At 54.3% G+C, this 23,912-nt stretch carries 17 protein-coding genes, 1 tRNA gene and 4 pseudogenes; 7 read left to right on the top strand and 15 right to left on the bottom strand.

All coding sequences use genetic code 11. The features are described from left to right. Positions 1-12: 12 nt before the first annotated feature. The 3 genes and pseudogenes from hldE to O1V66_RS20240 all read right to left on the bottom strand — a co-directional run bounded on the left by hldE (position 13) and on the right by O1V66_RS20240 (position 5,824). The gene (gene hldE / locus O1V66_RS20250; RefSeq protein WP_045049119.1) at positions 13-1,440 is read right to left on the bottom strand and encodes a bifunctional D-glycero-beta-D-manno-heptose-7-phosphate kinase/D-glycero-beta-D-manno-heptose 1-phosphate adenylyltransferase HldE; all 1,428 of its coding nucleotides are present in this window, start codon (positions 1,438-1,440) and stop codon (positions 13-15) included. Positions 1,441-1,611: 171 nt separating this feature from the next. After that, a pseudogene (glnE, locus tag O1V66_RS20245) lies at positions 1,612-4,464 on the bottom strand (bifunctional [glutamate--ammonia ligase]-adenylyl-L-tyrosine phosphorylase/[glutamate--ammonia-ligase] adenylyltransferase). 52 nt (positions 4,465-4,516) lie between these two features. Beyond that, the gene (locus O1V66_RS20240) at positions 4,517-5,824 is read right to left on the bottom strand and encodes a CYTH domain-containing protein (RefSeq protein ID WP_045049223.1); all 1,308 of its coding nucleotides are present in this window, start codon (positions 5,822-5,824) and stop codon (positions 4,517-4,519) included. Positions 5,825-6,040: 216 nt separating this feature from the next. Here O1V66_RS20240 and O1V66_RS20235 point away from each other — a divergent pair, with 216 nt between their 5' ends. Next, entirely contained in the window at positions 6,041-6,661 is a 621-nt protein-coding gene (locus tag O1V66_RS20235) for a TIGR04211 family SH3 domain-containing protein (protein ID WP_045049117.1), read from the top strand. A gap of 173 nt (positions 6,662-6,834) precedes the next feature. Further along, positions 6,835-8,080: pseudogene (locus O1V66_RS20230) on the top strand (multifunctional CCA addition/repair protein). Between the two features lie 62 nt (positions 8,081-8,142). Here the strand turns inward: O1V66_RS20230 and bacA are convergent. Then, complete coding sequence (gene bacA, locus O1V66_RS20225) at positions 8,143-8,970, bottom strand: undecaprenyl-diphosphate phosphatase (RefSeq protein ID WP_045049115.1); 828 nt, start codon at positions 8,968-8,970, stop codon at positions 8,143-8,145. A 183-nt stretch (positions 8,971-9,153) separates the two neighbouring features. Further along, on the bottom strand, positions 9,154-9,516 hold the full coding sequence (gene folB, locus O1V66_RS20220; RefSeq protein WP_269127981.1) for a bifunctional dihydroneopterin aldolase/7,8-dihydroneopterin epimerase: 363 nt from the start codon (positions 9,514-9,516) through the stop codon (positions 9,154-9,156). A 140-nt stretch (positions 9,517-9,656) separates the two neighbouring features. Between folB and plsY the strand changes: the two genes are divergently transcribed. After that, a complete protein-coding gene (gene plsY / locus O1V66_RS20215; protein WP_045049114.1) occupies positions 9,657-10,289 on the top strand; it encodes a glycerol-3-phosphate 1-O-acyltransferase PlsY in 633 nt (210 codons plus the stop codon). A 106-nt stretch (positions 10,290-10,395) separates the two neighbouring features. Here the strand turns inward: plsY and tsaD are convergent, their stop codons facing one another. Further along, the gene (gene tsaD / locus O1V66_RS20210; RefSeq protein ID WP_045049113.1) at positions 10,396-11,409 is read right to left on the bottom strand and encodes a tRNA (adenosine(37)-N6)-threonylcarbamoyltransferase complex transferase subunit TsaD; all 1,014 of its coding nucleotides are present in this window, start codon (positions 11,407-11,409) and stop codon (positions 10,396-10,398) included. Between the two features lie 346 nt (positions 11,410-11,755). On the opposite strand from tsaD, the gene rpsU reads away from it, so the two are divergent. The 3 genes and pseudogenes from rpsU to rpoD all read left to right on the top strand — a co-directional run bounded on the left by rpsU (position 11,756) and on the right by rpoD (position 16,050). Then, complete coding sequence (gene rpsU, locus O1V66_RS20205; RefSeq protein WP_001144069.1) at positions 11,756-11,971, top strand: 30S ribosomal protein S21; 216 nt, start codon at positions 11,756-11,758, stop codon at positions 11,969-11,971. A gap of 193 nt (positions 11,972-12,164) precedes the next feature. Beyond that, positions 12,165-13,913, top strand: coding sequence for a DNA primase (gene dnaG, locus O1V66_RS20200; RefSeq protein ID WP_045049112.1), 1,749 nt, complete (start codon positions 12,165-12,167; stop codon positions 13,911-13,913). 297 nt (positions 13,914-14,210) lie between these two features. Then, positions 14,211-16,050, top strand: a pseudogene (gene rpoD, locus O1V66_RS20195) (RNA polymerase sigma factor RpoD). A gap of 246 nt (positions 16,051-16,296) precedes the next feature. On the opposite strand, the gene mug reads toward rpoD, so the two are convergent. Then, entirely contained in the window at positions 16,297-16,791 is a 495-nt protein-coding gene (gene mug / locus O1V66_RS20190; RefSeq protein WP_045049109.1) for a G/U mismatch-specific DNA glycosylase, read from the bottom strand. Between the two features lie 143 nt (positions 16,792-16,934). On the opposite strand from mug, the gene O1V66_RS20185 reads away from it, so the two are divergent. Beyond that, a tRNA-Ile gene (locus tag O1V66_RS20185) sits at positions 16,935-17,011 on the top strand. Positions 17,012-17,176: 165 nt separating this feature from the next. Here O1V66_RS20185 and O1V66_RS20180 read toward each other — a convergent pair. The 8 genes and pseudogenes from O1V66_RS20180 to O1V66_RS20145 all read right to left on the bottom strand — a co-directional run bounded on the left by O1V66_RS20180 (position 17,177) and on the right by O1V66_RS20145 (position 23,825). Continuing rightward, the gene (locus O1V66_RS20180; protein ID WP_072045109.1) at positions 17,177-17,395 is read right to left on the bottom strand and encodes an ogr/Delta-like zinc finger family protein; all 219 of its coding nucleotides are present in this window, start codon (positions 17,393-17,395) and stop codon (positions 17,177-17,179) included. 79 nt (positions 17,396-17,474) lie between these two features. Continuing rightward, positions 17,475-18,620, bottom strand: coding sequence for a phage late control D family protein (locus O1V66_RS20175; protein ID WP_045049108.1), 1,146 nt, complete (start codon positions 18,618-18,620; stop codon positions 17,475-17,477). Beyond that, positions 18,562-19,134, bottom strand: coding sequence for a phage tail protein (locus O1V66_RS20170; RefSeq protein ID WP_269127980.1), 573 nt, complete (start codon positions 19,132-19,134; stop codon positions 18,562-18,564). Before O1V66_RS20170 ends, O1V66_RS20175 begins: the two co-directional genes overlap by 59 nt. A 12-nt stretch (positions 19,135-19,146) precedes the next feature. After that, positions 19,147-21,643, bottom strand: a pseudogene (locus O1V66_RS20165) (phage tail tape measure protein). After that, a complete protein-coding gene (locus tag O1V66_RS20160) occupies positions 21,636-21,770 on the bottom strand; it encodes a GpE family phage tail protein (protein WP_045049105.1) in 135 nt (44 codons plus the stop codon). The pseudogene O1V66_RS20165 and the gene O1V66_RS20160 overlap by 8 nt, the downstream one beginning before the upstream one ends. 17 nt (positions 21,771-21,787) lie before the next feature. Next, positions 21,788-22,066, bottom strand: a complete 279-nt coding sequence (locus O1V66_RS20155) for a phage tail assembly protein (protein WP_045049104.1) — start codon at positions 22,064-22,066, stop codon at positions 21,788-21,790. A 57-nt stretch (positions 22,067-22,123) separates the two neighbouring features. Continuing rightward, a complete protein-coding gene (locus tag O1V66_RS20150) occupies positions 22,124-22,639 on the bottom strand; it encodes a phage major tail tube protein (protein ID WP_045049103.1) in 516 nt (171 codons plus the stop codon). A gap of 13 nt (positions 22,640-22,652) precedes the next feature. Continuing rightward, positions 22,653-23,825: a phage tail sheath protein gene (locus tag O1V66_RS20145; protein WP_045049102.1), complete on the bottom strand. Its 1,173-nt coding sequence runs from the start codon at positions 23,823-23,825 to the stop codon at positions 22,653-22,655. Positions 23,826-23,912 lie beyond the last annotated feature (87 nt).

Genomic DNA, 23,912 nt, shown 5'->3' with positions numbered 1-23,912 from the left:
ATGAGATGAAAACTACTCTTGTGATTTGATCTGATTAATGATTTTTGTCGTCGAAAGACCGTCTTCGAAGTTCAGCACTTTCACTTCGCCGCCGTTGGCCCAGACTTCATCACAGCCTGCAATCTCATGCGGCTGATAATCGCCGCCTTTCACCAGCAGATCCGGCAGGATCCCGGCTATCAGCCGACGGGGTGTATCTTCTTCGAAACTCACGACCCAGTCGACCGCACCCAGCGCGGCGAGTACCGCCATACGCTGCGGCAACGGATTCACGGGGCGGGTTTCACCCTTCAGGCGTTTGGTCGAGGCATCGCTGTTGACGGCTACAATCAGACGATCGCCGAGCTTGCGGGCATTCGCCAGATAAGACACGTGACCGGCATGCAGAATGTCGAAGATGCCGTTGGTCATGACCACTTTCTCGCCGCGCTGACGCGCCTGCGCCACGGCTGCCTGCAATTCGGCTTCGCTCATCACGCCAAAACCGGTTTCGGAACGGCCATGTATGGCGTTTTCCAGTTCAACGGTAGAGACGGTTGACGTCCCGAGTTTGGCGACCACTACACCGGCGGCGGCATTGGCAAGGAAACAGGCCTCTTCAAGACTGTTGCCCGCGGCAAGAACCGTTGCCAGCACGCCAATCACCGTATCGCCAGCACCGGTAACATCGTAGACTTCCTGCGCCTGCGTCGGCAGATGCAGCGGCGGTTTGCCCGGTTGCAGCAAGGTCATGCCCTGCTCGGAGCGGGTCACCAGCAGCGCCGACAGCTCGAAGCGGGCAATCAGCGCCATGCCTTTTTCCACCAGCTGATCTTCGGTCTTGCAGGCTCCGACAACGGCTTCGAATTCGGACAGGTTCGGCGTCAGCAGCGTGGCGCCACGATACGGTTCGAAATCGGAGCCTTTCGGATCGATAAGCACCGGCACACCCGCAGCTTTCGCCAGTTGAATCATGGCCTGCACGTCTTTCAATGCGCCTTTGGCGTAATCGGACAGCACCATCGCGCCCGTCTGCGGCAAGGCGGTTTTGATTTTTTCCAGCATCGGCTGGAGATCGATCCCTTCGAATCCTTCTTCGAAATCGAGGCGGATCAACTGCTGGTTGCGCGACAGGATGCGCAGCTTGGTAATGGTTGGATGAGTTGGCACCGCGAGGAAATCACAGCTGACGTTGACTTCGCTCAGACGTTCGTTCAACGCACGGGCGGCATCATCGGCACCGGTCAGGCCAATCAGGCAGGAACGCGCGCCGAGAGAGGCAATGTTCATCGCCACGTTTGCCGCACCGCCCGGACGCTCTTCAATGGTATTGACTTTCACCACCGGCACCGGCGCTTCCGGTGAAATACGGCTGGTTGGGCCATACCAGTAGCGGTCTAGCATTACGTCACCTACGACCAACACTCCGGCACGGTCAAACTTAGGCAAGGTTACTTTCATCCCACACTCCAAAACAGGTAAACCCGACGTCCCGAGAGCCAAAACTCAAAGACTTTGGGTATAAAACTTGGCAAACAGGCTCGATAGACAGATCGTAGCCAAAATTAGGGTCATCCCGAAAACAATGCGCGCGATAATATCACAAGCGAAAAAGGATGGTGATAAAACCACTCAGCCGAGCCAGCGCTGCCAGCTGGTGCGAACCTGCTCGCGCTCGGTGGCAAACATATCGACCGCAACTTTGCCGTTATGTTCCTGCAACGCCAGATGATGAATCTCGTCTCGCAGCGTCACGTAGGCATGGGTCAGCTGTTCGGCTTCCTCTTTCGGCACTCGGCGGTATTTCGCCATCAGTTCGAAAATGCGCACATTATCGGACCAGCGGGTCAGTTCCGGCTCTTCGCTGGCATAACGCAGCACCAGATACTGGGCGATAAACTCGATATCGGTAATGCCGCCCGGATCGGTTTTAAGGTCGAATACCTCGCCTTTTTTGGTCGCGAGGTGGGCAACCATTTTTTCGCGCATCTCGCGTACGTCTTTTTTCAGCGCCTCGCCGTCGCGCGGGGTACAGAGAATTTCGCGGCGGATGGCGTTAATCTGCCGTGTCATTTCCGGGCTGCCGTACACCACGCGTGCGCGCACCAGCGCCTGATGTTCCCACGTCCAGGCGCTTTCCTGCTGGTACTCCCTGAACGCCGTAATCGTGCTCACCAGCATGCCGGAAGCGCCCGAAGGCCGCAGGCGATCGTCGACCTCGTACAGAATGCCGGACGCGGTGCGGGTACTGAACAAATGCATGATGCGCTGCGCCAGTCGCAGATAGAACTGACGACCATCGATGCTGCGCGGACCGTCGGTGACGACATCCATCGGACAGTCGTGCAGGAACACCAGATCCAGGTCGGAGCTGTAGCCCAACTCCCATCCGCCGAGTTTGCCATAACCGATGACCGCAAACCCGCGCCCTTCGCGCTGTTGGAGATGGGCAGGCTGGCCGTAACGCGCCAGTATGTGATCCCACGCCTGCTGAATCACCGCATTCAGAATCGCCTCCGCCAGCGAGGTCAGATGATCGCTTACCTTCATCACCGGCAACACGCCCGCTATATCTCCGGCCGCGATGCGCAGTTGCTGTGCCTGCTTGAACTGGCGCAGCGCTTCAATCTGCTGCTCTTCGTCGTCGGGCGGGACACGCAGCAAATACTGGCGCAGTTCGTCAGGATAGGATTCCGGCGCGATAGGCTGATACAGCGTATTCGGGTCAAGCAGTTCGTCGAGCAGAATCGGGTGACGCGCCAGCTGATTGGCGACCATCGGCGAGGCGGCGCAGAGGCGAATCAGCTGTTTCAGCGCGCCGGGATATTCGACCAGCAGCTCGATATACGTCGTGCGGGTTACGATATTGAGCAGTAGGAGAGTGAGGCGCTGCAAGACGATATCGGCATTAGGGTAAGTACACACTTGCGCCAGAAGTCTTGGCATTAGCTGGTCTAACTGGTCGCGACCGCGTGGACCGATGGTCCGTTTATCGACATCCTGACGAAAACTCACCAGCGTGCGCTGTAGATTGCCGCGCCCCTGGTTCGGACAACTCGCCCACCAGCGGCAGAAGGTCGCTGTCGTCGAGCTGATCGCTCCAAAGGCTGCTGTACTGCTCCTGCTGGGGGTCGTCGCCGGCATCGGGCGTGTCGTCGCCGATGAGTTCGTCAAACACCGCGCGCACCGCCTGCATATGGTGAATAATCCGGGCATTTAATTCGGCGTACGACGCGAAGTCCATGCCCCACGCCAGTCGGGCGCGGTTTAGCTCATCGCCCGGCAGCGTTTGGGTCTGCTCATCGGCAATGGCCTGTAAAAGATTTTCGAGACGACGCAAAAACAGATAACTTTCAGTCAGTTGTCGTACCTGATTTTCAGGCAATAGATGCAGCGTTTCGAGCGTGGCGAGGGTTGGCAGCAGCGCGCGCTGTTGCAGCAGCGGCTCACGACCGCCGCGAATAAGCTGGAACACCTGCACGATAAACTCAATCTCGCGGATACCGCCCGCGCCCAGCTTGATGTTGTCTTTAAGCCCACGGCGGCGCACCTCGCGGGCAATCATGCCTTTCATGTTGCGCAGAGACTGGATCACGCTGAAATCGATGTAACGACGGAAGACAAACGGCTTGAGCATCTTGCGGATTTCCTGACTGCTCGCGTCGTCGGACTCGCCCATCAGCTTGGCTTTCACCATCGCATACCGCTCCCAGTCGCGGCCCTGCTCCTGATAGTAGTCTTCCAGCGCCGCAAAGCTCAGCACCAGCGGACCGCTGTCGCCGAAGGGACGTAACCGCATGTCGACGCGATAGACAAAGCCGTCGATAGTGGGTTGATCCAGCGCCTTGATAAGCCTCTGCCCCAGACGAATAAAGAACTGTGCGTTCTCGAGCTGGCGACGTCCGCCCTGTGTCTGGCCGTTTTCGGGATAGGAAAAATCAGGTCGATATCGGAGGAGAAATTCAGTTCACCGCCGCCAAGCTTACCCATACCAAGAATCAGCAGCTTTTGCGGTTCACCCGCGGCATTGGTCGGCGTGCCCCACTCGCGGCAGCAGGCGTCATACAGCCAGTCGCGCGCGGCGACAATCAGCGTTTCAGCCAGTACGCTCAGCTGTTGCAGCGTCTGCTCGCAGCTACTGGTTTGCCTCGCCTGCGACCAGCTGATACGCAGCATTTTTTCCTTGCGAAACAGGCGCAACGCCTTCATTAATCCGGCTTCGTCCTGCACCTGTTCAAGTCGGCTGGCGATGTCGGAGGAATAATGCTGCCACTCGTCAACCTGCGGCGGATGGGCAGAAATCGCCTGCCACCACTGCGGATGAACGATGAAATTCTCACTGATAAAGTCGCTGCTGGCTAATATGCGCAGCGCCTCGTCGGTTAACGCGGGCACGTCGTTCAACTGCTGTTGTTCAACGCTTTGTCTGAAACGCAGGTGCAGCTTGTCGGCCTGAGCCTCGAGCAGCGGAGTGAGAGGCAACATTCTTTCTTTCCTTCGATAATCGGCCTGACATGGCGTCAGGCCGGGCTATTCATTAACGGGGCTGGCCGTTTAACCAGAATGCAGGCTGCATAACGGCATGCTGACGCGCCGAATCTTCCCAGGCGTGCTGCTGCTGCACGATAGCCTGTTGAAGTTCGGTCCACACGGTAATATAAACCATTGCCTCTTCAAGCGGATACGCACCCGACAACAGGTGGAAAGCCAAGATCTGGCGCTTCAGACGGGCGAGCTGGTCGCGATAACCCTCTTCGGTCAGCGGCTGCGAGAAAGCCTCTTTCAGATCGGCTGCGGTGCGGCCCAGCATGATGTCGGCAAAACGTTTGAACGAACCGTCGAGTTTCTTCTGCGACTTGTCATCGACAAACGGTTTCCACTGCTGATTGGCCAACCACGAAGTAAGCACTAACTTACATTGCAGATAGTCGGCGCTCAGGCAGACTTCTTCGGCGTCCAGCCCTTTCTTGTCGAGCTTCTCGGCGAGTTCAGTCAGACGTGCACGAAGATCGGTCGAGGCCTTGCGCGGGATAAGCCCGCCGTAGATAACCAGCGCCTGACGCACCACTTCTACCGCTTGCAGCACGGAAATACGGGACGTTTTGTCGCCACGCACCCAGAGTTCTTCCTGATATTGCCAATGACTCAGGCCCAGCTCAAGCATGCCGCTCAGCGCCTGCTCGACGGAGGCTTTCGGCTCGGCGCGGTAAACCGGCAGCGGAGCAGACTCGCGCAGCACATTGCCCTGTGCAAGATGATAACCGCGTGCCGCCTTGCTCAGGCCGCCCAGACGCAGACCGCCTTTTTGACCCAGCAAGGTCGCCAGCGCCAGCAGATCGGCCGTATTGCCCTGCTTAATCTCGAGTTCGATTTCAGATAATGGTTCAGACAGTTCACCTGCCGAGACACTGCCCTGATCCAGACCAAGTTCAATCTCGCTTTGCTGGTAAGTGATTACCCACTTTTCACGCACGAAATCAGTACGGAACAGCGGCTTTAATTCCGCTTGCAGCGCGGCGACGTCAACATCTTGCGGCCAGATGTCTGCCGGGAACAGGCTCAGATCCAGTTCGGGCGTGGCGATATCGACATTATATTCAGGGCGTTGGTGTAAACCCGCCACCACTTTGCCGGCGGTTTTGATTGTCATCTCGTAACGGTCGTCAAAACCGCGGATGCGCAGGCCCATGTCCAGCTTGCGAAGACGGTTATCCGGGGTTTCGTAATAGATATTGGTCAGTTTTTGTGGCGCAGAATGCTGGCAGGTCAACGCAGACAGCTGCTCCGGAAGCTCGGCGATGGCCGCAGGGCTGGCAATAAATTTTAGTTCTATTTCTAAGGTCATAACGCTTTGCACCGCTTCTAGGCTTAACAGGAAAATTTTTCTCAATTCTAACACACACACCCCGCGCAAGCCGCATTCCGTGGGATTGTAAGATAGTTCTCATTTCGGTTTTTGCGTTGCGTCGTCACACTGTTGCCCTTACTATCGTTCCTCACGAATGTAATCGACAGCCGGGGCACTGATTCGCAGGCCCGCAACTACGAAGAATGACAAATAATGCATAAATTCCGCCTTTTTGGCTTCGCTTTGATCGCTTTAGGCATCACTTGGGGCGCTCACGCAGATGAAAAGCGCTATATTTCCGACGATTTGATTACCTACATCCACAGTGGTCCGGGCAATCAGTATCGTATCGTGGGTACGTTGAATTCAGGTGATGAAGTGACCCTGAAAAACGTCAACAATAGCACCAACTACGGCCAAATCGTCGACGCCAAAGGCCGCGACGCCTGGATCCCGCTTGACCAGCTGAGCAACTCTCCAAGCTTGCGCACCCAGGTTCCCGACCTTCAGCAGCAGGTGAAAACGCTCACCGACAAACTGACCAATATCGATTCCAGCTGGAACCAGCGCACCGCCGAGATGCAGCAGAAAGTCTCGTCGAGCGATGGCATCATCAATGGTCTGAAGAGTGAAAATCAGGATCTGAAAAACCAGCTGATCGTGGCACAGAAAAAGGTTAGCGCCGTAAATGTGCAACTCGACGATAAACAGAGAACCATTATTCTGCAATGGTTTATGTATGGCGGCGGTGTAGCGGGCGTGGGCCTGATTCTGGGTCTGCTGTTGCCTCATCTGGTGCCGCGCCGCAAGAAGAAAGACCGCTGGATGAGCTGAGTCCCCCGACTCGCCTTGCACATTCCGCTTAACAAAAGGCACCGCGTGTGCCTTTTCGCGTTGCTGTCATTCAGGCCTGAACGCGGTTTAACCCACAATTCCATTAACAAATTTGCTACAATAGCTGGGTAAAAGTTTTTTTGTCTTGGTTCTCTATTCTCAGGAGTTAGCCCGTGAAAATCTATTTGGTCGGCGGTGCCGTCCGTGACAGTCTGTTAAACCTTGCCGTCAGTGAGCAAGATTGGGTCGTGGTCGGATCCACGCCCGAAGCGATGCTCGATCTTGGTTATCAACAGGTTGGCAAAGATTTTCCCGTATTTCTGCACCCTGTGAGCCGCGATGAGTACGCCCTCGCGCGCACCGAGCGCAAATCGGGCACGGGGTATAACGGCTTTACCTGCCATGCTTCACCCGATGTCACGCTGGAGCAGGATCTCATGCGCCGCGACCTGACCATCAACGCCATTGCCCGCAGCGCCGACGGTGAACTGGTCGACCCTTATCAGGGTCAGGCCGATATTGAATCCCGCACGTTACGCCATGTTTCCGAGGCTTTCGGCGAAGATCCTCTGCGTGTTCTGCGACTTGCCCGCTTTGCTGCGCGCTTCGCCCATCTTGGATTCACCATCGCGCCCGAAACGCAGCAGTTGATCACCAAAATGGCCGCCAGCGGCGAACTTGAGGCTCTCACGCCCGAAAGAGTGTGGAAAGAGACGGAGAAAGCCCTGCAAACCTCGGATCCGCAGGTTTATTTCCAGGTGTTGCGTGACTGCAATGCCCTGAAAGTTCTGTTCCCCGAAGTGGACGCGCTGTTTCGGCGTGCCCGCGCCCGCGAAATGGCATCCCGAGATCGATACCGGTATTCATACCTTGATGACGCTGAAAATGGCGGCCGAACTGAGTCCCGACGTCGATATTCGTTTCTCGGCGCTGTGCCACGATTTAGGTAAAGGCCTGACGCTGCCCGAACTTTGGCCAAGTCATCACGGCCACGGACCTGCGGGGGTGAAGCTGGTTGAAGGGTTGTGCCAGCGTCTTCGCGTGCCGACGGCCATTCGTGAGCTGGCTGTGCTGGTCGCCGAGTTCCACGACCTTATCCATACCGTTGAACGTTTGCGCCCCGAAACGCTCCTGAAACTGTTCGACACTATCGATGTCTGGCGCAAGCCGCAGCGACTTGAGCAGATGATTCTGACAAGCGAAGCCGATGCGCGCGGCAGGACCGGTTTCGAACGCAATCCTTATCCGCAGGGCGATTACCTGCGTGCTGCTTTCGCAGCGGCCAACAGTGTGTCTATCAAAGAGGTGGTGGATTCCGGTCTGAAAGGCATGGCCATTCGCGAAGAGCTTGGCAAACGCCGTATTGCCGCCATTGCGGCATGGCGTGAAACGCAGGATATTCTGGCCCGCCAGCCTTGAGCCTCGACATTCGTTCTTCCATAAAAAAACCCGCCGCAGCGGGTTTTTTCGTTTGTCATCGACTAGGTCAGAAACACCCAGTAAACCAGCCCTGCCACGATAAAGCGATAAATCGCGAAAGGCACAAACGAGATACGTTTGATAACGGTCAGGAAGGTTTTGATGGCGATTAACGCGACGATAAACGCCGTGACAAATCCTACGGCAAACATGGGCAGATCGGCCCAGCTCAGGATCGAGTGATTCTTGTAGAGGTCAAGAATACTGGCCCCCAGCATCATTGGTACCGCAAGCAGGAAGGAGTATTCGGACGCCGCATAGCGACTCACGCCCATCAGCAAACCGCCGCCGATAGTCGCCCCCGAGCGGGAGAATCCGGGCCACAGCGCCAGACACTGGAAACAACCAATCATAAACGCCTGCAAATAGGTAATGTCATCGATACCCACGGCCTTTGGAAACTTGGGTTTGACCCATTCGGCAATCAGGATATAGATACCGCCGACAATCAGCGCATACATCACAAAGCGAGGCTCGAAAAGTCCCTTGATCTGATGGCTGAAAAGCAGACCCACGACCACCGCCGGGATCATGCCGAGCAGGATGTGCAGCAGGGTAAGATGCCCTTTGCCTATCCCTTCGTGCTCAACCTTCTTTCCGAAATGAATGCCGATAAGGCCAAATAGACGGCGCCAGAACATGACGACAACAGCAAGAATGGAACCTAATTGAATAATGACTTCGAAAACCTTCGATTTGTCATCGTTAAAGCCCATCAAGTTACCGGCAATAATTAAATGTCCGGTGGACGAGACAGGCAGAAACTCGGTCAACCCTTCCACAATCCCCATAATCAGCGCAATTAGAAGCTGATGGCCTTCAGTTACCATATGTATCCCTGCCCTAAATAGAGTGTTCACTTAAAAGCGGCGTAATGCTCTAACAACTTAGGGCACGTTTTTCTGCCCTGTGTGCAATCCCAGAAATCGACGTTCCAAGCTATCGAAAAGTAATGCATTATTGTGACAGCAGTTTTTCACGTTTTGCATGGAAAGCCATCATTTAAAATAAAATTATTTATTACGCTGGCCGCGCTCGATGATAACGCCGACGTTGGCAGCCTGTGCGATGGCGCCCGGCTTGCTCAGTTTGATGCGAACCCAGGGGTGTTGAAGCGCGTCATCAGCAGACTGGCGACCTCTTCGGCCACGCGTTTCGACCAGTGCGAAACTTTGTGACGTAACGTGTTCGATGACCACATCGCTGACGTCGGCGTAGCTCAGACAGTCGTTGACGTCATCACTTTTGGCTGATTTTCGGTTATCCCAGGCGAGTTCGATATCAAACACCAGTTTCTGCTGAATGGTTTGTTCCCACTCGAAAGCGCCGATCGTGGTGATGACATTTAGTTGCTCAATAAATACGATATCCATCATACGTCTCTCTGTTTTAAGCCGTGCCGGAAGCCAATGCATCTGCGCTTTGAAAGAGGATGGGTATACCACTTCCAGCGGAAAGTGCGTATTATCCATAGAAGTAGTGTTTTACACGACCCCTAATAGACGGAATTGCTTTTATGAGTGCAACCGCGCTTGGAATGATTATTTTCGCCTACCTTTGCGGCTCGATTTCCAGTGCTATTCTGGTCTGCCGCCTGGCGAGATTACCCGACCCACGAACTCAAGGCTCCGGCAATCCGGGCGCAACCAACGTCCTCAGAGTCGGCGGAAAAGCCGCGGCGGCGTGCGTGCTGGTGTTCGATATCCTCAAAGGCATGCTGCCGGTGTGGCTGGCCTACAAGCTTCATGTGACACCGATGTATCTCGGGCTTACGGCGATTGCAGCCTGCATCGGCCATATCTATCCCGTCTTCTTCCGCTTCAAGGGCGGCAAAGGCGTGGCGACCGCTCTGGGGGCCATCGCTCCCATAGGCTGGGATCTGACCGGCCTCATGACCGGCACCTGGCTGCTGACCGTGCTCCTGAGCGGCTACTCGTCGCTCGGCGCCATTATCAGCGCGCTGATTGCCCCGTTCTACGTCTGGTGGTTCAAACCTCAATTTACCTTCCCCGTCGCCATGCTCTCGTGCCTGATTCTGTTGCGGCATCACGACAATATCCAAAGGCTGTGGCGCGGACAGGAAACCAAAATCTGGACCCGCCTCAAAGAGAAACGCGCCGCCCGAAAAGCCGCGCAAAACGGCAAATAGCAGACATAAAAAAACGACCTCATCGGGTCGTTTTTTGTTTTTACTGTTCGCCTGACTCCTGCATCAAGCCTGCGTGAATCATGGCTTACAGAGGCAAAACTCCAGCTTATACAGGCGAAAGTTCGTCCAGCGGCCAGCGAGGACGAACGGAGATCCCGAGATCCGTGTTGGCGCTGGTTTTCAGTCGCACCATGCCCGCGTAGGCAATCATTGCGCCGTTGTCGGTACAGAATTCAGGACGGGCGTAAAACACTTCTCCGCCACGTTTTTCCATCACTTCGGCCAGTTTGCTGCGCAGCGTACGGTTGGCGCTGACGCCGCCCGCCATGACGAGGCGTTTGAATCCGGTCTGTTCCAGCGCGCGCTTGCACTTGATAGCCAGCGTATCGACCACCGCGTCTTCAAAGGCGCGTGCGATGTCGGCATGCGTCTGCGCGTCGCTTTCATTGCCGCGAATGGTGTTGGCAGCAAAGGTTTTCAGGCCGGAAAAACTGAAATCGAGTCCGGGGCGATCGGTCATCGGGCGCGGGAAGGTAAAGCGCCCCGCCACACCTTGCTGCGCCATTTTCGACAGCAACGGACCGCCGGGATAGTCCAGCCCCAGCAGTTTTGCCGTTTTGTCGAAGGCTTCGCCTGCGGCGTCGTCGATAGACTCGCCAAGCAGCGTGTATTCACCGATGGCCGTCACGCTAATCAGCTGGGTATGGCCGCCGGAAACCAGCAGCGCGACGAAGGGGAATGCGGGCGGATTGTCTTCCAGCATGGGCGCAAGAAGATGGCCTTCCATGTGATGCACAGGAATGGCAGGCACGTTCCAGGCAAACGCCAGCGAGCGGCCGATTGTCGCGCCGACCAAGAGCGCACCGACCAGCCCCGGACCTGCGGTATACGCTACGCCGTCGATGTCCTGTGCGGTCAGATTCGCTTCTTTCAACGCTTCTTTTATCAGCGGCAACGTTTTGCGCACGTGGTCGCGTGAGGCCAGTTCCGGCACCACACCGCCGTAGTCGGCATGGACTTTTACCTGACTATACAGTTGGTTAGCCAATAACCCGTTTTCGGTGTCGTAAATTGCTATCCCGGTCTCATCACAGGACGTTTCAATACCCAGTACTCGCATCACTCTTTCCATCATGTTTTCGCGCCAACTCGCGGCGCGTAGTCTATCACACAACCCGTCGGGCAGATCGCCCCGTCATGACCGAAACGCGCAATTTGCGCGCAGAAAACCACGTCTTGGTGCAAAACATTGATTAATCGCGAGCAATTCGAGTTGATTGGTATATAATCGCCGGCCGACGCAAAAGCGAGCGCACAGTCCCCCGTCACGTGGATTGTATTACGCCCGTTTCAATTTGCCATTGGGCTTTACAAGGCTGGGCAAATTGGAGTAAAATTCCGCACCATTTTGAAATGTGCTGGCACAACGCTAGCAAACAAACCGATTTTATCGAGGTGAGAGGCACATGCCTGTAATTAAAGTACGTGAAAACGAGCCGTTCGACGTAGCTCTGCGTCGCTTCAAGCGTTCCTGCGAAAAAGCGGGTGTTCTGGCCGAAGTTCGTCGTCGCGAATTCTATGAAAAACCGACTACCGAACGTAAACGCGCTAAAGCATCTGCAGTAAAACGCCACGCCAAGAAACTGGCTCGCGAAAACGCACGTCGCACTCGTCTGTATTAATCTTTCGGGGGCAACCCCAATCGCGTAATAGAGTTTTTTATCACGCGCAGACCGAGTAGTAGCATACGAAGGCCGTGCTTTCCGCAAGGAATGCGCGGCTTGTTCTCGTTTATAGGCTGCACCCAAAAGATTTCGTGAACCTGTTTTTTCAAGCGGTTTTGCGAAAGATACAGGGTAAGTGAGTAAGGGGCTTATGGCTGGGAGAATTCCGCGCGTATTCATCAATGACTTGCTGGCTCGCACCGACATCGTCGATTTAATCGATGCCCGTGTAAAGCTCAAGAAGCAAGGCAAGAACTACCACGCGTGCTGCCCATTTCACCATGAGAAGACACCCTCATTTACCGTAAACAGCGATAAGCAGTTTTATCACTGTTTCGGTTGTGGCGCTCACGGCAACGCCGTCGACTTCCTGATGAATTACGACCGACTCGAGTTTGTCGAATGCATCGAGGAACTGGCGACCATGCAAGGTCTGGAAGTGCCGTATGAAGTTGGCACCGGCCCTACCCCGATGGAACGCCATCAGCGTCAAAGTCTTTATCAGTTGATGGAACCGCTCAGCGAGTTTTATCGGCAGTCACTTAAACAACCTGCTGGCGCACCTGCCCGCGAGTATCTGGCTCAACGCGGTTTAAGCGATGAAGTAATCAACCATTTTGCCATTGGTTTCGCCCCGCAAGGCTGGGACAACGCGTTAAAACGCTTTGGCAAGACCGCAGACGACAGAAGCTCTCTGACCGACGCCGGTATGTTGATTACCAACGAACAAGGGCGAACTTACGACCGTTTCCGTGAACGCGTCATGTTCCCTATCCGTGATAAACGCGGAAGGGTGATTGCGTTTGGTGGACGAGTGCTGGGCGACGCCTTACCCAAATATCTCAACTCCCCGGAAACCGAGATTTTCCATAAAGGCCGCCAGCTGTATGGCCTTTATGAAGCACAGAAAAATCATCCTGCGCCTTCCCGCCTGTTGGTGGTTGAAGGCTATATGGACGTCGTTGCGTTGGCGCAGTTCGGCATCGATTATGCCGTCGCCTCACTCGGAACCTCGACCACCGCTGAACATATTCAGCTGTTGTTCCGCGCGACCGATACGGTTATCTGCTGTTACGACGGCGACCGCGCAGGCCGGGAAGCAGCCTGGCGCGCGCTTGAAACCGCCTTGCCGTATCTGCAGGATGGCCGCCAGTTGCGGTTCATGTTTTTACCCGACGGTGAAGACCCGGACACTCTGGTACGAAAAGAAGGCAAAGAGGCCTTTGAGCAGCGTATGGAAGAGGCGCATTCGATCTCGACCTTCCTGTTCGATACCTTGATGCCGCAGGTTGATCTGAGCAGTCCCGAGGGTCGCACCAAGCTGAGTATGCTGGCGCTGCCGTTGGTAAGTCAGGTTCCGGGCGAGACATTGCGGCTCTATCTGCGTCAGCAGTTGGGCAACAAGCTCGGAATTCTGGATGATAGCCAGTTGGAAAAACTGATGCCGAAGCCGGCTGAAAGTGCAAATAGCTACCAGGCACCCCAGCTAAAACGCACAACCATGCGTATACTGATAGGGTTGCTGGTACAAAATCCACAACTGGCTACACTTATACCCTCGTTGCAAGGTTTAGAGCAATCAAAAATTCCGGGCCTGGATCTGCTTAAAGAGCTGGCCGATATCTGCAATGCGCAGCCTGGCCTGAAAACCGGACAGCTGCTGGAGATGTACCGCGATAATAAATTCGGCCCACAGCTTGAAATCCTGGCAATGTGGGACGATATAGCAGATAGGGACATTGCAGAAAAAACATTCCTGGACGCGCTGGACCATTTGTTTGACTCGGCATTGTTGCAACGACTGGACACTCTGCTTGCCCGTTCACGCACCGAAGGCCTGACCGCCGAAGAACGGGAAGAAGTACGAGCCATCAACGAAGCGCGTGGCAGAAAAGGTTAACGACTATTCTCCTGATTCAAAGGGGAACGCAACGTCATTGGTGCTACGGCAGGGCGACAAGCGCGAACGTTTCCGGGAGCTTGCCTCGGCAAGTCACCGGCGTGATTGAACGCAGCCAGGCTACACAGACTTTGCCAGACAGAACTCAACGGCTTAAGTGCCGATATATAGCGGGATGCTACCCCGCCGAATGCCGCCATAGTGGGCCGCGGCGAAATCAAATACGCCCCAAATGTTATTGTTGGCGGTTTCGCCGACCGACACCAACCCAATACTCTGAAGTGTGGATACCGTCTTATGGAGCAAAACCCGCAGTCACAGCTTAAGCTACTTGTCACCCGTGGTAAGGAGCAAGGCTATTTGACCTTTGCTGAGGTCAATGACCATCTGCCGGAAGATATCGTCGACTCCGACCAGATCGAAGACATCATCCAGATGATCAACGACATGGGTATTCAGGTTCTTGAAGAAGCGCCTGATGCCGATGACTTGATGCTGGCCGAAAATAGACCTGATACCGACGAAGATGCAGCAGAAGCAGCAGCGCAGGTGCTCTCAAGCGTAGAATCTGAAATCGGCCGTACCACCGATCCTGTCCGCATGTATATGCGTGAAATGGGTACCGTTGAACTTCTGACCCGTGAAGGCGAAATCGACATCGCCAAACGTATCGAAGACGGTATCAACCAGGTTCAGTGCTCGGTTGCCGAATATCCTGAAGCTATCACCTATTTGTTAGAGCAATATGACCGTGTTGAAGCGGGCGAAGCACGCCTGTCAGATTTGATAACCGGTTTTGTTGATCCTAACGCAGAAGAAGATATTGCACCGACCGCGACGCACGTCGGTTCCGAACTGTCCAACGAAGAGCTGGACGACTCGGACGATGACGAAGACGAAGACGACGATGCAGAAGACGACAACAGCATTGACCCTGAGCTGGCGCGCCAGAAGTTCACCGAACTGCGTGAACAGCATGAAGCGACGCGTTCTGTCATCAAGAAGAATGGCCGCAGCCACAAGAGCTCTGCCGAAGAGATTCTGAAGCTGTCCGAAGTCTTCAAACAGTTCCGTCTGGTGCCAAAACAGTTCGATTTCCTGGTAAACAGCATGCGCTCCATGATGGACCGCAGCTCGTGCCCAGGAACGTCTGATCATGAAGCTGTGCGTTGAACAGTGCAAAATGCCGAAGAAAAACTTCGTCAATCTGTTCGCAGGTAACGAAACCAACCAAACCTGGTTCGATGCTGCACTGGCAATGGCCAAGCCATGGTCTGAAAAACTGAAAGAAGTAACCGAAGATGTGCAGCGTGGTCTTCAAAAACTGCGCCAGATCGAAGAAGAAACCGGTCTGACCATCGAACAGGTTAAAGATATCAACCGTCGCATGTCGATCGGTGAAGCGAAAGCGCGTCGCGCCAAGAAAGAGATGGTGGAAGCCAACTTGCGTCTGGTTATTTCTATCGCCAAGAAATACACCAACCGCGGTTTGCAGTTCCTCGACCTGATTCAGGAAGGTAATATCGGCCTGATGAAAGCGGTAGACAAGTTTGAATACCGTCGTGGTTACAAGTTCTCGACTTATGCGACCTGGTGGATCCGTCAGGCTATCACCCGCTCCATCGCCGACCAGGCGCGTACCATCCGTATTCCGGTGCATATGATTGAGACTATCAACAAACTCAACCGTATTTCTCGTCAGATGCTGCAGGAGATGGGTCGCGAGCCGACGCCGGAAGAGCTGGCCGAACGTATGCTGATGCCGGAAGACAAGATCCGCAAGGTGCTGAAGATTGCCAAAGAGCCTATCTCCATGGAAACGCCAATCGGCGACGATGAAGATTCGCATCTGGGTGATTTCATCGAGGATACTACCCTCGAGCTGCCGCTGGACTCTGCGACTTCCGAGAGCCTGCGTTCTGCGACGCACGACGTGCTTGCCGGTCTGACCGCACGTGAAGCGAAAGTGCTGCGTATGCGTTTCGGTATCGATATGAACACTGACCACACGCTTGAAGAAGTGGGCAAACAGTTCGACGTTACCCGTGAGCGTATTCGTCAGATTGAAGCGAAGGCGTTGCGTAAATTGCGCCACCCAAGCCGCTCCGAAGTTCTGCGCAGCTTCCTCGACGATTAATCGCTAATCGTCGAGTGCTGACCCACAGCCGAACGCTAAAAGCCCCATCTGGACGACCCGATGGGGCTTTTTTATTGGGTATCGCAGAAGAATATCGACCGTTTTTTTCTGCTGATTAATGAGAATGCGCCGTGCTGAACGGTTCCCAACATCGGAGTTTTTGTAACCCCTGCCCGCCAAACGTTTGTTTTTTCTCTGGCAAAGAGGAGATGCATGTTCAGAAAGCGGTTACAAAGCTTCCTGGCGCTATTCAATGGCATCAAACAACTCGCGATAGCGATTAACGAGTTCGTCCAATGTCGCGCGATTGAGGCCGCTTGGATTCGGTAGAACCCAGACTTCCGTTTCACCTATCATCAGTTCCTGACGGCCCCACGCGACCTTGCGAATACCAAACGCGCTGCTAAAAGCCTGCTTGCCCAATACTGCCAGCGCTTTCGGTTGATACTGCATCATTTTCGCTTTCAGCGCTTCTCCGCCCTCTTGCAACTCATTGCGAGCCAGTTCCGTCGCCTCGACCGTTGGGCGTTCGACCAGCATCGTAATGCCGCAGCGCGTATCCAGCAGATGCTGCTCCTCTTCCGGTTTGAGCTGCCGTTCCGTGAATCCTGCCTGATGGATGACCTTCCAGAAGCGGTTGTTGCCATTGGCAAAATGAAAGCCGTGATGCGCCGTCGAAAGACCCGGATTAATGCCGCAAAAAACCACCTGCAGGTTCGAACTGATAATGTCAGTAATCATGTTTATGCCTTGAGCCGTATTTAATGAGGTTATCCTAAAAACTCGCAGCAATAACAACAAGCTAAAAGTTGAACATAAAACACGCATACAGTTGGATGAAGTGTAGACCTGAGGCTGCGAACTACCGTATAATCCCGCACCGCGGCCCCTTAGCTCAGTTGGTTAGAGCACGCGACTCATAATCGCTTGGTCACTGGTTCAAGTCCAGTAGGGGCCACCAGATTTTCCCTGTTAAATCAGGCATTTAAGCCACTCCTTAGCGAGTGGCTTTTTTGTTCCTAGGGCAAAGTGTCGCAAAAGTGTCGCACAAAAAAACTGACCTATGTTTTCGAGTCGCTTTTACGGCAAAAAAAACCTGCTTGCGCAGGCTTTACAAAAATAATTTTTAAATCCAAAGATTGCCTTGATTGCCTCGACCAGGATGCGGTGGCACTGGATTGATCAAAGCAGGTTTTGAAATTATATACTCAATGGTTTCAAGTGATTTAAAAGTGCACCCGCAGTTAATATTTGTGCATTGGTGATATCTTTCTTTTGTTTCAGTACTGAGGAATCGACTGGATCTAGTATGAGCGGTATTTTGGCAAAGCGGGCAATTCATCATTCAGGCAGTCTCCTCAGAAGTTTAAGACTATCTACACGCATAACTCACCCAAAGCAAGTTAAAACTCACTTTAAGTGAATCACTCAAATTCCTCATAGCTCACATCTGACAGCAGCACCTCTAAATTCAGCATGGTAATAAAGCCGCTATTGCTCATATTGTGCTGTACCTTACTGATTATCCACCGCTGGGCATCAATTACCGTTTTGAATCCACTGACCGTTACCGGCGTTTCAGGAAAGAGATCCGCACGCCCCATTGCCAGCGTTAAAGAAAATTCCGCCACACCGCGCTGCAACTTCTCCCATTTGGATGTCGCTGCACGCATGGCCGCTGACTTGGTCGCATAAACTGTGGTAAGAGCCAGCACGTTGTCCTCCGTTCCGGCCATGTATTCGCCTTCTTTTTCCTCGGGCTTTTTGGTCGCTTTCTTCTTCACCTTGGCCTTAGGGTGTTCCAGAGCGCGCAGGTGTGGCTCGCTTTTCTTGCGCTTCACCTTTACCTTTTTGGGCGCAGGGTCTTTAGTGTGCAGCCAACTAGCCGTTACGCCAGTGTATGCCCCTCGGTCAGCAATACTGAAACTGTGGCGATCGCCATCTTTTCGGATGATGGTCATTTGTGGGATAGGCTTACCGGTGGCGGTTACGCCTGTGCCTGGCTTGATAAACAACAGACGACCCTGTTTTACGGCAGCTATTGCGCCATTCAACGTTGCCAGGCGAGTAATAAATTTAGCGTCCGTCTCCTGCGTCTGGTCGATATGCGGGATCGCAATGTTTGCCAGCCCGTCGGCCAGCATGGCTTTCAAGTTATTGCGCTCGGCAATCTGTGTAACAACCTCACCCAGCGTGGTGTCATGGTAGGACAAGGCACGACGGGAATTTAGCGTGCCTCTGAAATCGGCACTGCGGGCGCGAATTGTCAGCGTATCAGGCGCGCCATGATGTTCAACTTCATCAACGGTAAAGCTCCCCTTTCCAACCAGTGCGGAACCCTTCCACCCAAGAAATACCGACAATACGGCTCCGCGCTCCGGCATGGTTACCATGCCGTCGGCGTCGTCCAGCTCAATATCAAGCTGGTCAGCTTCAAACCCACGATTATCGGTAAGGTTCAGTGACAGTAATCGTGAGCGGATATTTTGCGTTATGTCGCGCTGGTCGAGGTTAATCATAAAATCCGGCGTAACCTCGGCCCCTGCCGGCAGGTTCACTGAGGTGATCATGACAACAGCCCCCGACAATAGTTTGAGCCTGAGAGGATAGGCTACCGATTACAGATTGAACGCTTGAAGAAAGGTTGTTGCCTTGTCCCAGCAAATCGTTAGCCTGCGTTTTTAAATCGCCAAACATCGCAGTCAGCGACTCATCTACGCGCAGGAGGCTCGCGTTAAATTCAATACGGCGGGCGCTGCCGTCAGAGAAAAACTCCGATGCATTGGTGTTGATATTTTCAACCACGTACATTCCATAAATCGTGCCATCGCCTCCAATCAGCGGCCATGCCCGCCCCAAGTCTGCCAGCGCCTTGAGCGTTGCCAATGACACTTTACCGCCGGTAATTTCCGGAAGTAGTAGCCCGCTGAGGGTTATTTTCTCGTCGCCTGGCCCGAGAAATTGCGCGGTCGCGCGCTGGCCTACACGGTTATTGGTCGGCCATCGATAATCAACGTTGTGCTGCAACCCCTGATAGGGCAAGGTCTGGCGCATGAATACCATCATGCCTAATGTCATCATCATGTTACCTGCTCCTTAATCATTTCCCATCTGACTGCGTTGGCGGGCAAGTCGTTCACGCTCCTGTCGTTGGCGGTCTTGCGCCATAAGTGCCAGCGCGTCGTCTTTGCTCATGCCTGCCGGAATGTTTATCTGGTAATGATTGGTTGTCTGACTTTTATCAACGAACCCTCCCCCGCCTCCGCGAGTCACCGGCGCATAACCGTCGCCCGCAGAAATCGGCGCATAGGCACCCCCACCAAAAGCCAATGGCATACGCTCACCTGGCGCAGGGGTATACCCCCCACCCCCAAAAGCCGCGCTGCCTGGCTCGCCATTTTTCGGCACCTTATCGGCGAGGCCGTTTGATTTGTCATCTATCAACCCCAGCTTGTCCAACACCCAATCTATGCCGGTGCGCAGTTGGTTCAGTGCGTCCAGTGGGATACGTAATGCGCTGCCGATCCATTCGCCGAATTGCTTGCCCGCGCCGCGGCAATTGTCGAGTGATTCCTGCGTGGCTTTGACCGGCGCAACCAATTCCTTAAACCATCCCCACGCGGCCTTGACCTTATCGGCTATCCACCCAAATTGGTCAGCGAACGGGGCCAGCGCATCACCGACGGGTAGAAATGCCGCTTTAATACCTTCCATCACGCCGCCGAAAAAGGCGCTGATTGGCTCCCAATATTTTCGTATCATCAGCACGGCACCGACAATCACCGCAACAGCTGCAACCACGGGCCATGTAATCGCGCCAAAGACACCGGCAATCGTACTGCCTGCAACGCTGAATGCAGTGCCGAGAAAGCCAGCACCTGCAATCAACACATTCAAACCTGTCATAACCGGCCATGCCACCAGACCAATTGCCCCAATAACACCAGTTAGAATTAAGCCAGCTGTAGCGGCTGTCCCTAAACCTTTTGCAAGTTCAGGGTTTTTCTGTATCCATCCGTCAACCTTCAAAAGAAACGCAGTAAGGCTTTGAGTGAGCTTTCTCAAACTGCTGTCCTGTTGGTCAAACAAGTCAGTACCAATAGCCTCATAGCCCGATTGCAGTTCTTTGAAATCGCCGCCCAGGTTGTCTTGCTGCACCTTGACCAGCTTTTCCGTGCTGCCATCTGAATGCTCAAATGTGCTCGTCAGCCTATCCAGCTTTCCGCTCACGGCATCATCAAGCAGTATGGCCGCCGATTTCATGGCATCTTCGCCAAAAATGGTTTTGAGGTATTCTGCCTGCTGTGCCGTACCGAGCTTGTTTTTAGTGAATGACCGCTGCATCTCCTTCAAAATTGTGAACACGGGGCGCATGTTGCCTTTGCTGTCCGAGGTTTTCACATTCAATTCCTTGAGCGCCTTGAAAGCCTCGCCTGTTGGCCCTTGCAAACGCGTAAGCAGTGCGCTGGTTCCCGTTCCCGCCATGCTGCCGGTTATGCCTTTGTCTGCCAGAGAACCAACAATTGCCGCCGTCTGCTCAACGCTGACATCGGCCTTTTTCGCGCCTGGCGCAATGTAGGTCATCGCATCGCTCAGGCCTTCAAAGTCCGTGGCGGTTTTATTCAGCGTGGAAGAAATCACGTCGCCCAGGTGCGCGACCTGACTGTTAGCCAGACCAAAGGCGTTTTTCGTGCTCATCAAAAGGCGGGCGTTGTCCTCCATTGAACGTTCGTTTGCCAGGGACATATTCAACGTGACCGGCGTTGCGGCCATGACTGCCGAGACATCGCCGCCGCCCTTGGCAATGATATTTTGTGCCGAGGCAGCGTCACCGGCGGAAGCCGCCGTGTTATCACCGATTTGCCTCGCCTGGGTTCGCAACGCCGCCATTTCAGGGGAATTCTTTTCTAAGCCGAGTGTTGCCTGCAACGTCGAGTTTTTCTGCGCGAATTCGAAGCCAGGCTTGAGCAGGGTCATTTCTGCCACACCGCCGACCGTTGCCATGCCAATGCCAGCGCCGCCAATGTTACGCACCTTGCCGGATAACTCTTGCCCCGCCCTGTAACGCTCACTCACACGATTGAGCTTTTCCTGCTGCTGACTCAAACGCGCCAGCTCCTGTTTCTGGCGAACAATGCTGCTTTTGGCCGCATCAGCAGCGGCCTTGAGACGTTGCTGCTCCGAACTCAGCCGCTTGGTCGATATACCGGCAGCGCTGAGCGCTTCACGTTGCTGCTGAACGGAAAGACGCAGGCCGTTTTGTTTGGTTTGCAGCTCGGCGGTCGCACGCTTGGATTGCTCAAGCAGTCGGATTTGTGCCTTGGTCGGATTGGCGGTATTTCGAATTTGAAGCGCAAGCGCGGCGGTTTCTTCCTGGGCTTTTTTAAGTGCCTGGCTGGTGACAGCAAGCTGGGCGCTGCTTTTGCGAAACCCTTCCACTTTGGATGCCTGGGCATTCAATTCGCGCAGGTTTTCTTCGGCTTTCTTGACGTCACCTGACAATGATTTCGAAGCGTTTCTGAATAGCCTTAAAAGGTCGGCTCGCCTGGTCAACGGCTTTAAGCAGCACCTGCAATTTTAAGCTGTTACTCATCAGTGTTTCCGTTTCGCAAGAGGGCTTTGTGACGCCAGTCCAATAACTCGGCCAGCGTCATATTGAACATCTCGGAGGGTTGCCAGTGAAACAGGATTGCGATATCGGCCATCAGGTCATTGACCATCAGGCCGCGAGGCCAGTCTATTTCTCCGACTTCGGCGATAAAAAACCGATCACCTTTCCTGCCAGCGCCACCAGGTCGGGCAACTCCATCCTGCCCACTTCGTCCTTGGTCAGGCTTGGCAGGGTAATACGCGGCAGGACAACCAGCAGCGCGTCAACGTCGGCATTTGCCACGGCGGCCAAGCCTACGCCGCGCAACGCACCGGCATTGGGTTTGATAATTTCTACCTGGGTGATTTCGGTTTCGCCGCGCTTAATCGGGGTATCCAGCGTTACCATGTTTTCGTTCTGTTCCATAAAATGTTGTCTCTTTAAAGTCAGTTGTGACCAGCGCCTTAACGCTGGCTTGATAAATTACAGGCCGATGTTTTTGCGATGCTCCGCAAGCAGGTCTACGCCGTTCACCTTCTCAATCATGTTGATAGTGTCGATCTCGAGCAGCTCCTGACCGCCCCAGGTGAGTTTGTAATACGTACATTGCGTAGAAACTTTGGTTTCGGTGTCTTCGCCCTGCTTTTTCTCACCCATGTCGATTTCCTTGTGGCGTCCGCGCATCACCACTTCGACCGCCGTTGTCTCGCCGGTGTCGTCGCGTTGATAGGAGCCAGCAAAGCGCAGCGGCACGCCCGCAATTTGGGCGCTCCCCCACTGCTTGAGCACCAGATCGTCAATACCGCCCATCGACCACTCGACCGCCAGTGCGTCATCATCCAGCCCAAGGTCAACCGGCGCGGCCCCGTTCATGCCGCCGCCGCGATAGTTTTCCAGCTTGCGGGTCAGTTTTGGCAGCGTAATTGAGGACACCACGCCCTGATAACTGTTGGCATCGTTGAACAGGTTCAACATCTTTAATTTTCTAGGCAAAGCCATGATTCAAGGCTCCTTAATTGCTGTTAACGGACGCAGCGAAATCAGCCAGATAGGTATCGGTGATGCGCTGGCGCAGCGTGAGATCTTCGAGTGGCGGCACGGGCGTGTAGTCGTAATCTATAAACAACTTGCCCGCCTTGAGGGTGTCTTTATCGTTGGCGCTTTCGTCATACCAAGCAGTTGCACCCAGCAGATAACCGGCGTTGACCAGCTCGCGAAATTTGGCGTTGATGCCTTCAATCACGTCTTTGACCAGCGTTGGCGTCATGGGCTTGTCGTTGGCCCATAAATGCGCCTCGGCCATCGTATCCGCAATCACCTGTGCGGTGCGGGTGTAGTTCTCAAACTGGAACAATGGATCATCCGAACAGGTACGGTTCCCCCAAAAACGGAAACCATCCTTGCGAATAAGCGTGGTAACGCAGGCCTGATTAAGCAGGTCGGCATCGGTTCCGACAGTTTGCAGATCCCAAAACACACTGGCCGAAACGCCGGTAACGCCATTGATGCCGACGTTTGACAGGGTTTTGTGCCAGCCGGTGTCCTGGTCGATTTTGGCGCGCAGGCCCATTGCCCGCGATACGGCATACGCCGTTTCTGACTTGTTGGCCGTAGTATTGAAACTGATAAAATCCGGCCAAATCAGCATAAGTTCGCGCTGACTAAAATTGTCACGGTAGGCGATGGCTTCGGACAGGGTTTTACATCCCCATGCGGAAATATAACCAAAGGCGCGCAGCTGCTGACAGACCGAAGCCAACGCCGTTGCCACTTCCAGAGGGTCAAGGCCTGGCACGCCCAAAATGCGAGGCTTAACGCCGCACTCGGTCTGCGCACTGAGCAACGCTTTCATGCCGGTATAGCGCCCGTTTTCATCCGTTTTGCCAATGACATTGGAAATAGTTTCCGCGTCGGTCGCGCCCTCAGCCACACGAACAACCACGGTCACCGGCTTACACTGATCGGCAATGGCTTGCAGCGCCGTAGCCAACGTGCCTTTAGTGCCAGCCTTGGCAATGCCCGCCTGAACGTTGGTCAGCAGTACCGGAGTATTTAGGGGAAAGGCCGTCGCATCGGCATCCTGAGCGGTGCATACAATGCCAAGGATTGCCGTCGACACGGTTGAGATAGTGCGCGTGCCGTCGTTGATTTCGACGACGCGAACACCGTGATGATAATCAGCCATCTGTTTTTTAGCTCCATCATGAAGGGGTGCGGCTAGGATGCCGTGCCTTCGCACAGGGGGCATCTCTTCGGGGACGTGTCGCCCTTC

It is taken from the genome of Rouxiella chamberiensis, assembly GCF_026967475.1.
In the GTDB taxonomy this organism is placed as follows: Bacteria; Pseudomonadota; Gammaproteobacteria; order Enterobacterales; family Enterobacteriaceae; genus Rouxiella; species Rouxiella chamberiensis.
Note: the sequence above shows the minus strand (reverse complement) of the source record. Positions and strands in the feature narration are given on the sequence as shown.

Coding starts and splice junctions, on each gene's coding strand:
- O1V66_RS20170 (WP_269127980.1), bottom strand. CDS start 19,134: ATGATGATGACATTAGGCATGATGGTATTCATGCGCCAGACCTTGCCC.
- O1V66_RS20175 (WP_045049108.1), bottom strand. CDS start 18,620: ATGATCACCTCAGTGAACCTGCCGGCAGGGGCCGAGGTTACGCCGGAT.
- bacA (WP_045049115.1), bottom strand. CDS start 8,970: ATGGTAACTGAAGGCCATCAGCTTCTAATTGCGCTGATTATGGGGATT.
- O1V66_RS20240 (WP_045049223.1), bottom strand. CDS start 5,824: ATGACCTTAGAAATAGAACTAAAATTTATTGCCAGCCCTGCGGCCATC.
- O1V66_RS20155 (WP_045049104.1), bottom strand. CDS start 22,066: ATGGAACAGAACGAAAACATGGTAACGCTGGATACCCCGATTAAGCGC.
- rpsU (WP_001144069.1), top strand. CDS start 11,756: ATGCCTGTAATTAAAGTACGTGAAAACGAGCCGTTCGACGTAGCTCTG.
- tsaD (WP_045049113.1), bottom strand. CDS start 11,409: ATGCGAGTACTGGGTATTGAAACGTCCTGTGATGAGACCGGGATAGCA.
- O1V66_RS20180 (WP_072045109.1), bottom strand. CDS start 17,395: ATGATGAATTGCCCGCTTTGCCAAAATACCGCTCATACTAGATCCAGT.
- O1V66_RS20160 (WP_045049105.1), bottom strand. CDS start 21,770: ATGGTCAATGACCTGATGGCCGATATCGCAATCCTGTTTCACTGGCAA.
- mug (WP_045049109.1), bottom strand. CDS start 16,791: ATGATTACTGACATTATCAGTTCGAACCTGCAGGTGGTTTTTTGCGGC.
- plsY (WP_045049114.1), top strand. CDS start 9,657: ATGAGTGCAACCGCGCTTGGAATGATTATTTTCGCCTACCTTTGCGGC.
- O1V66_RS20145 (WP_045049102.1), bottom strand. CDS start 23,825: ATGGCTGATTATCATCACGGTGTTCGCGTCGTCGAAATCAACGACGGC.
- O1V66_RS20150 (WP_045049103.1), bottom strand. CDS start 22,639: ATGGCTTTGCCTAGAAAATTAAAGATGTTGAACCTGTTCAACGATGCC.
- O1V66_RS20235 (WP_045049117.1), top strand. CDS start 6,041: ATGCATAAATTCCGCCTTTTTGGCTTCGCTTTGATCGCTTTAGGCATC.
- folB (WP_269127981.1), bottom strand. CDS start 9,516: ATGATGGATATCGTATTTATTGAGCAACTAAATGTCATCACCACGATC.
- dnaG (WP_045049112.1), top strand. CDS start 12,165: ATGGCTGGGAGAATTCCGCGCGTATTCATCAATGACTTGCTGGCTCGC.
- hldE (WP_045049119.1), bottom strand. CDS start 1,440: ATGAAAGTAACCTTGCCTAAGTTTGACCGTGCCGGAGTGTTGGTCGTA.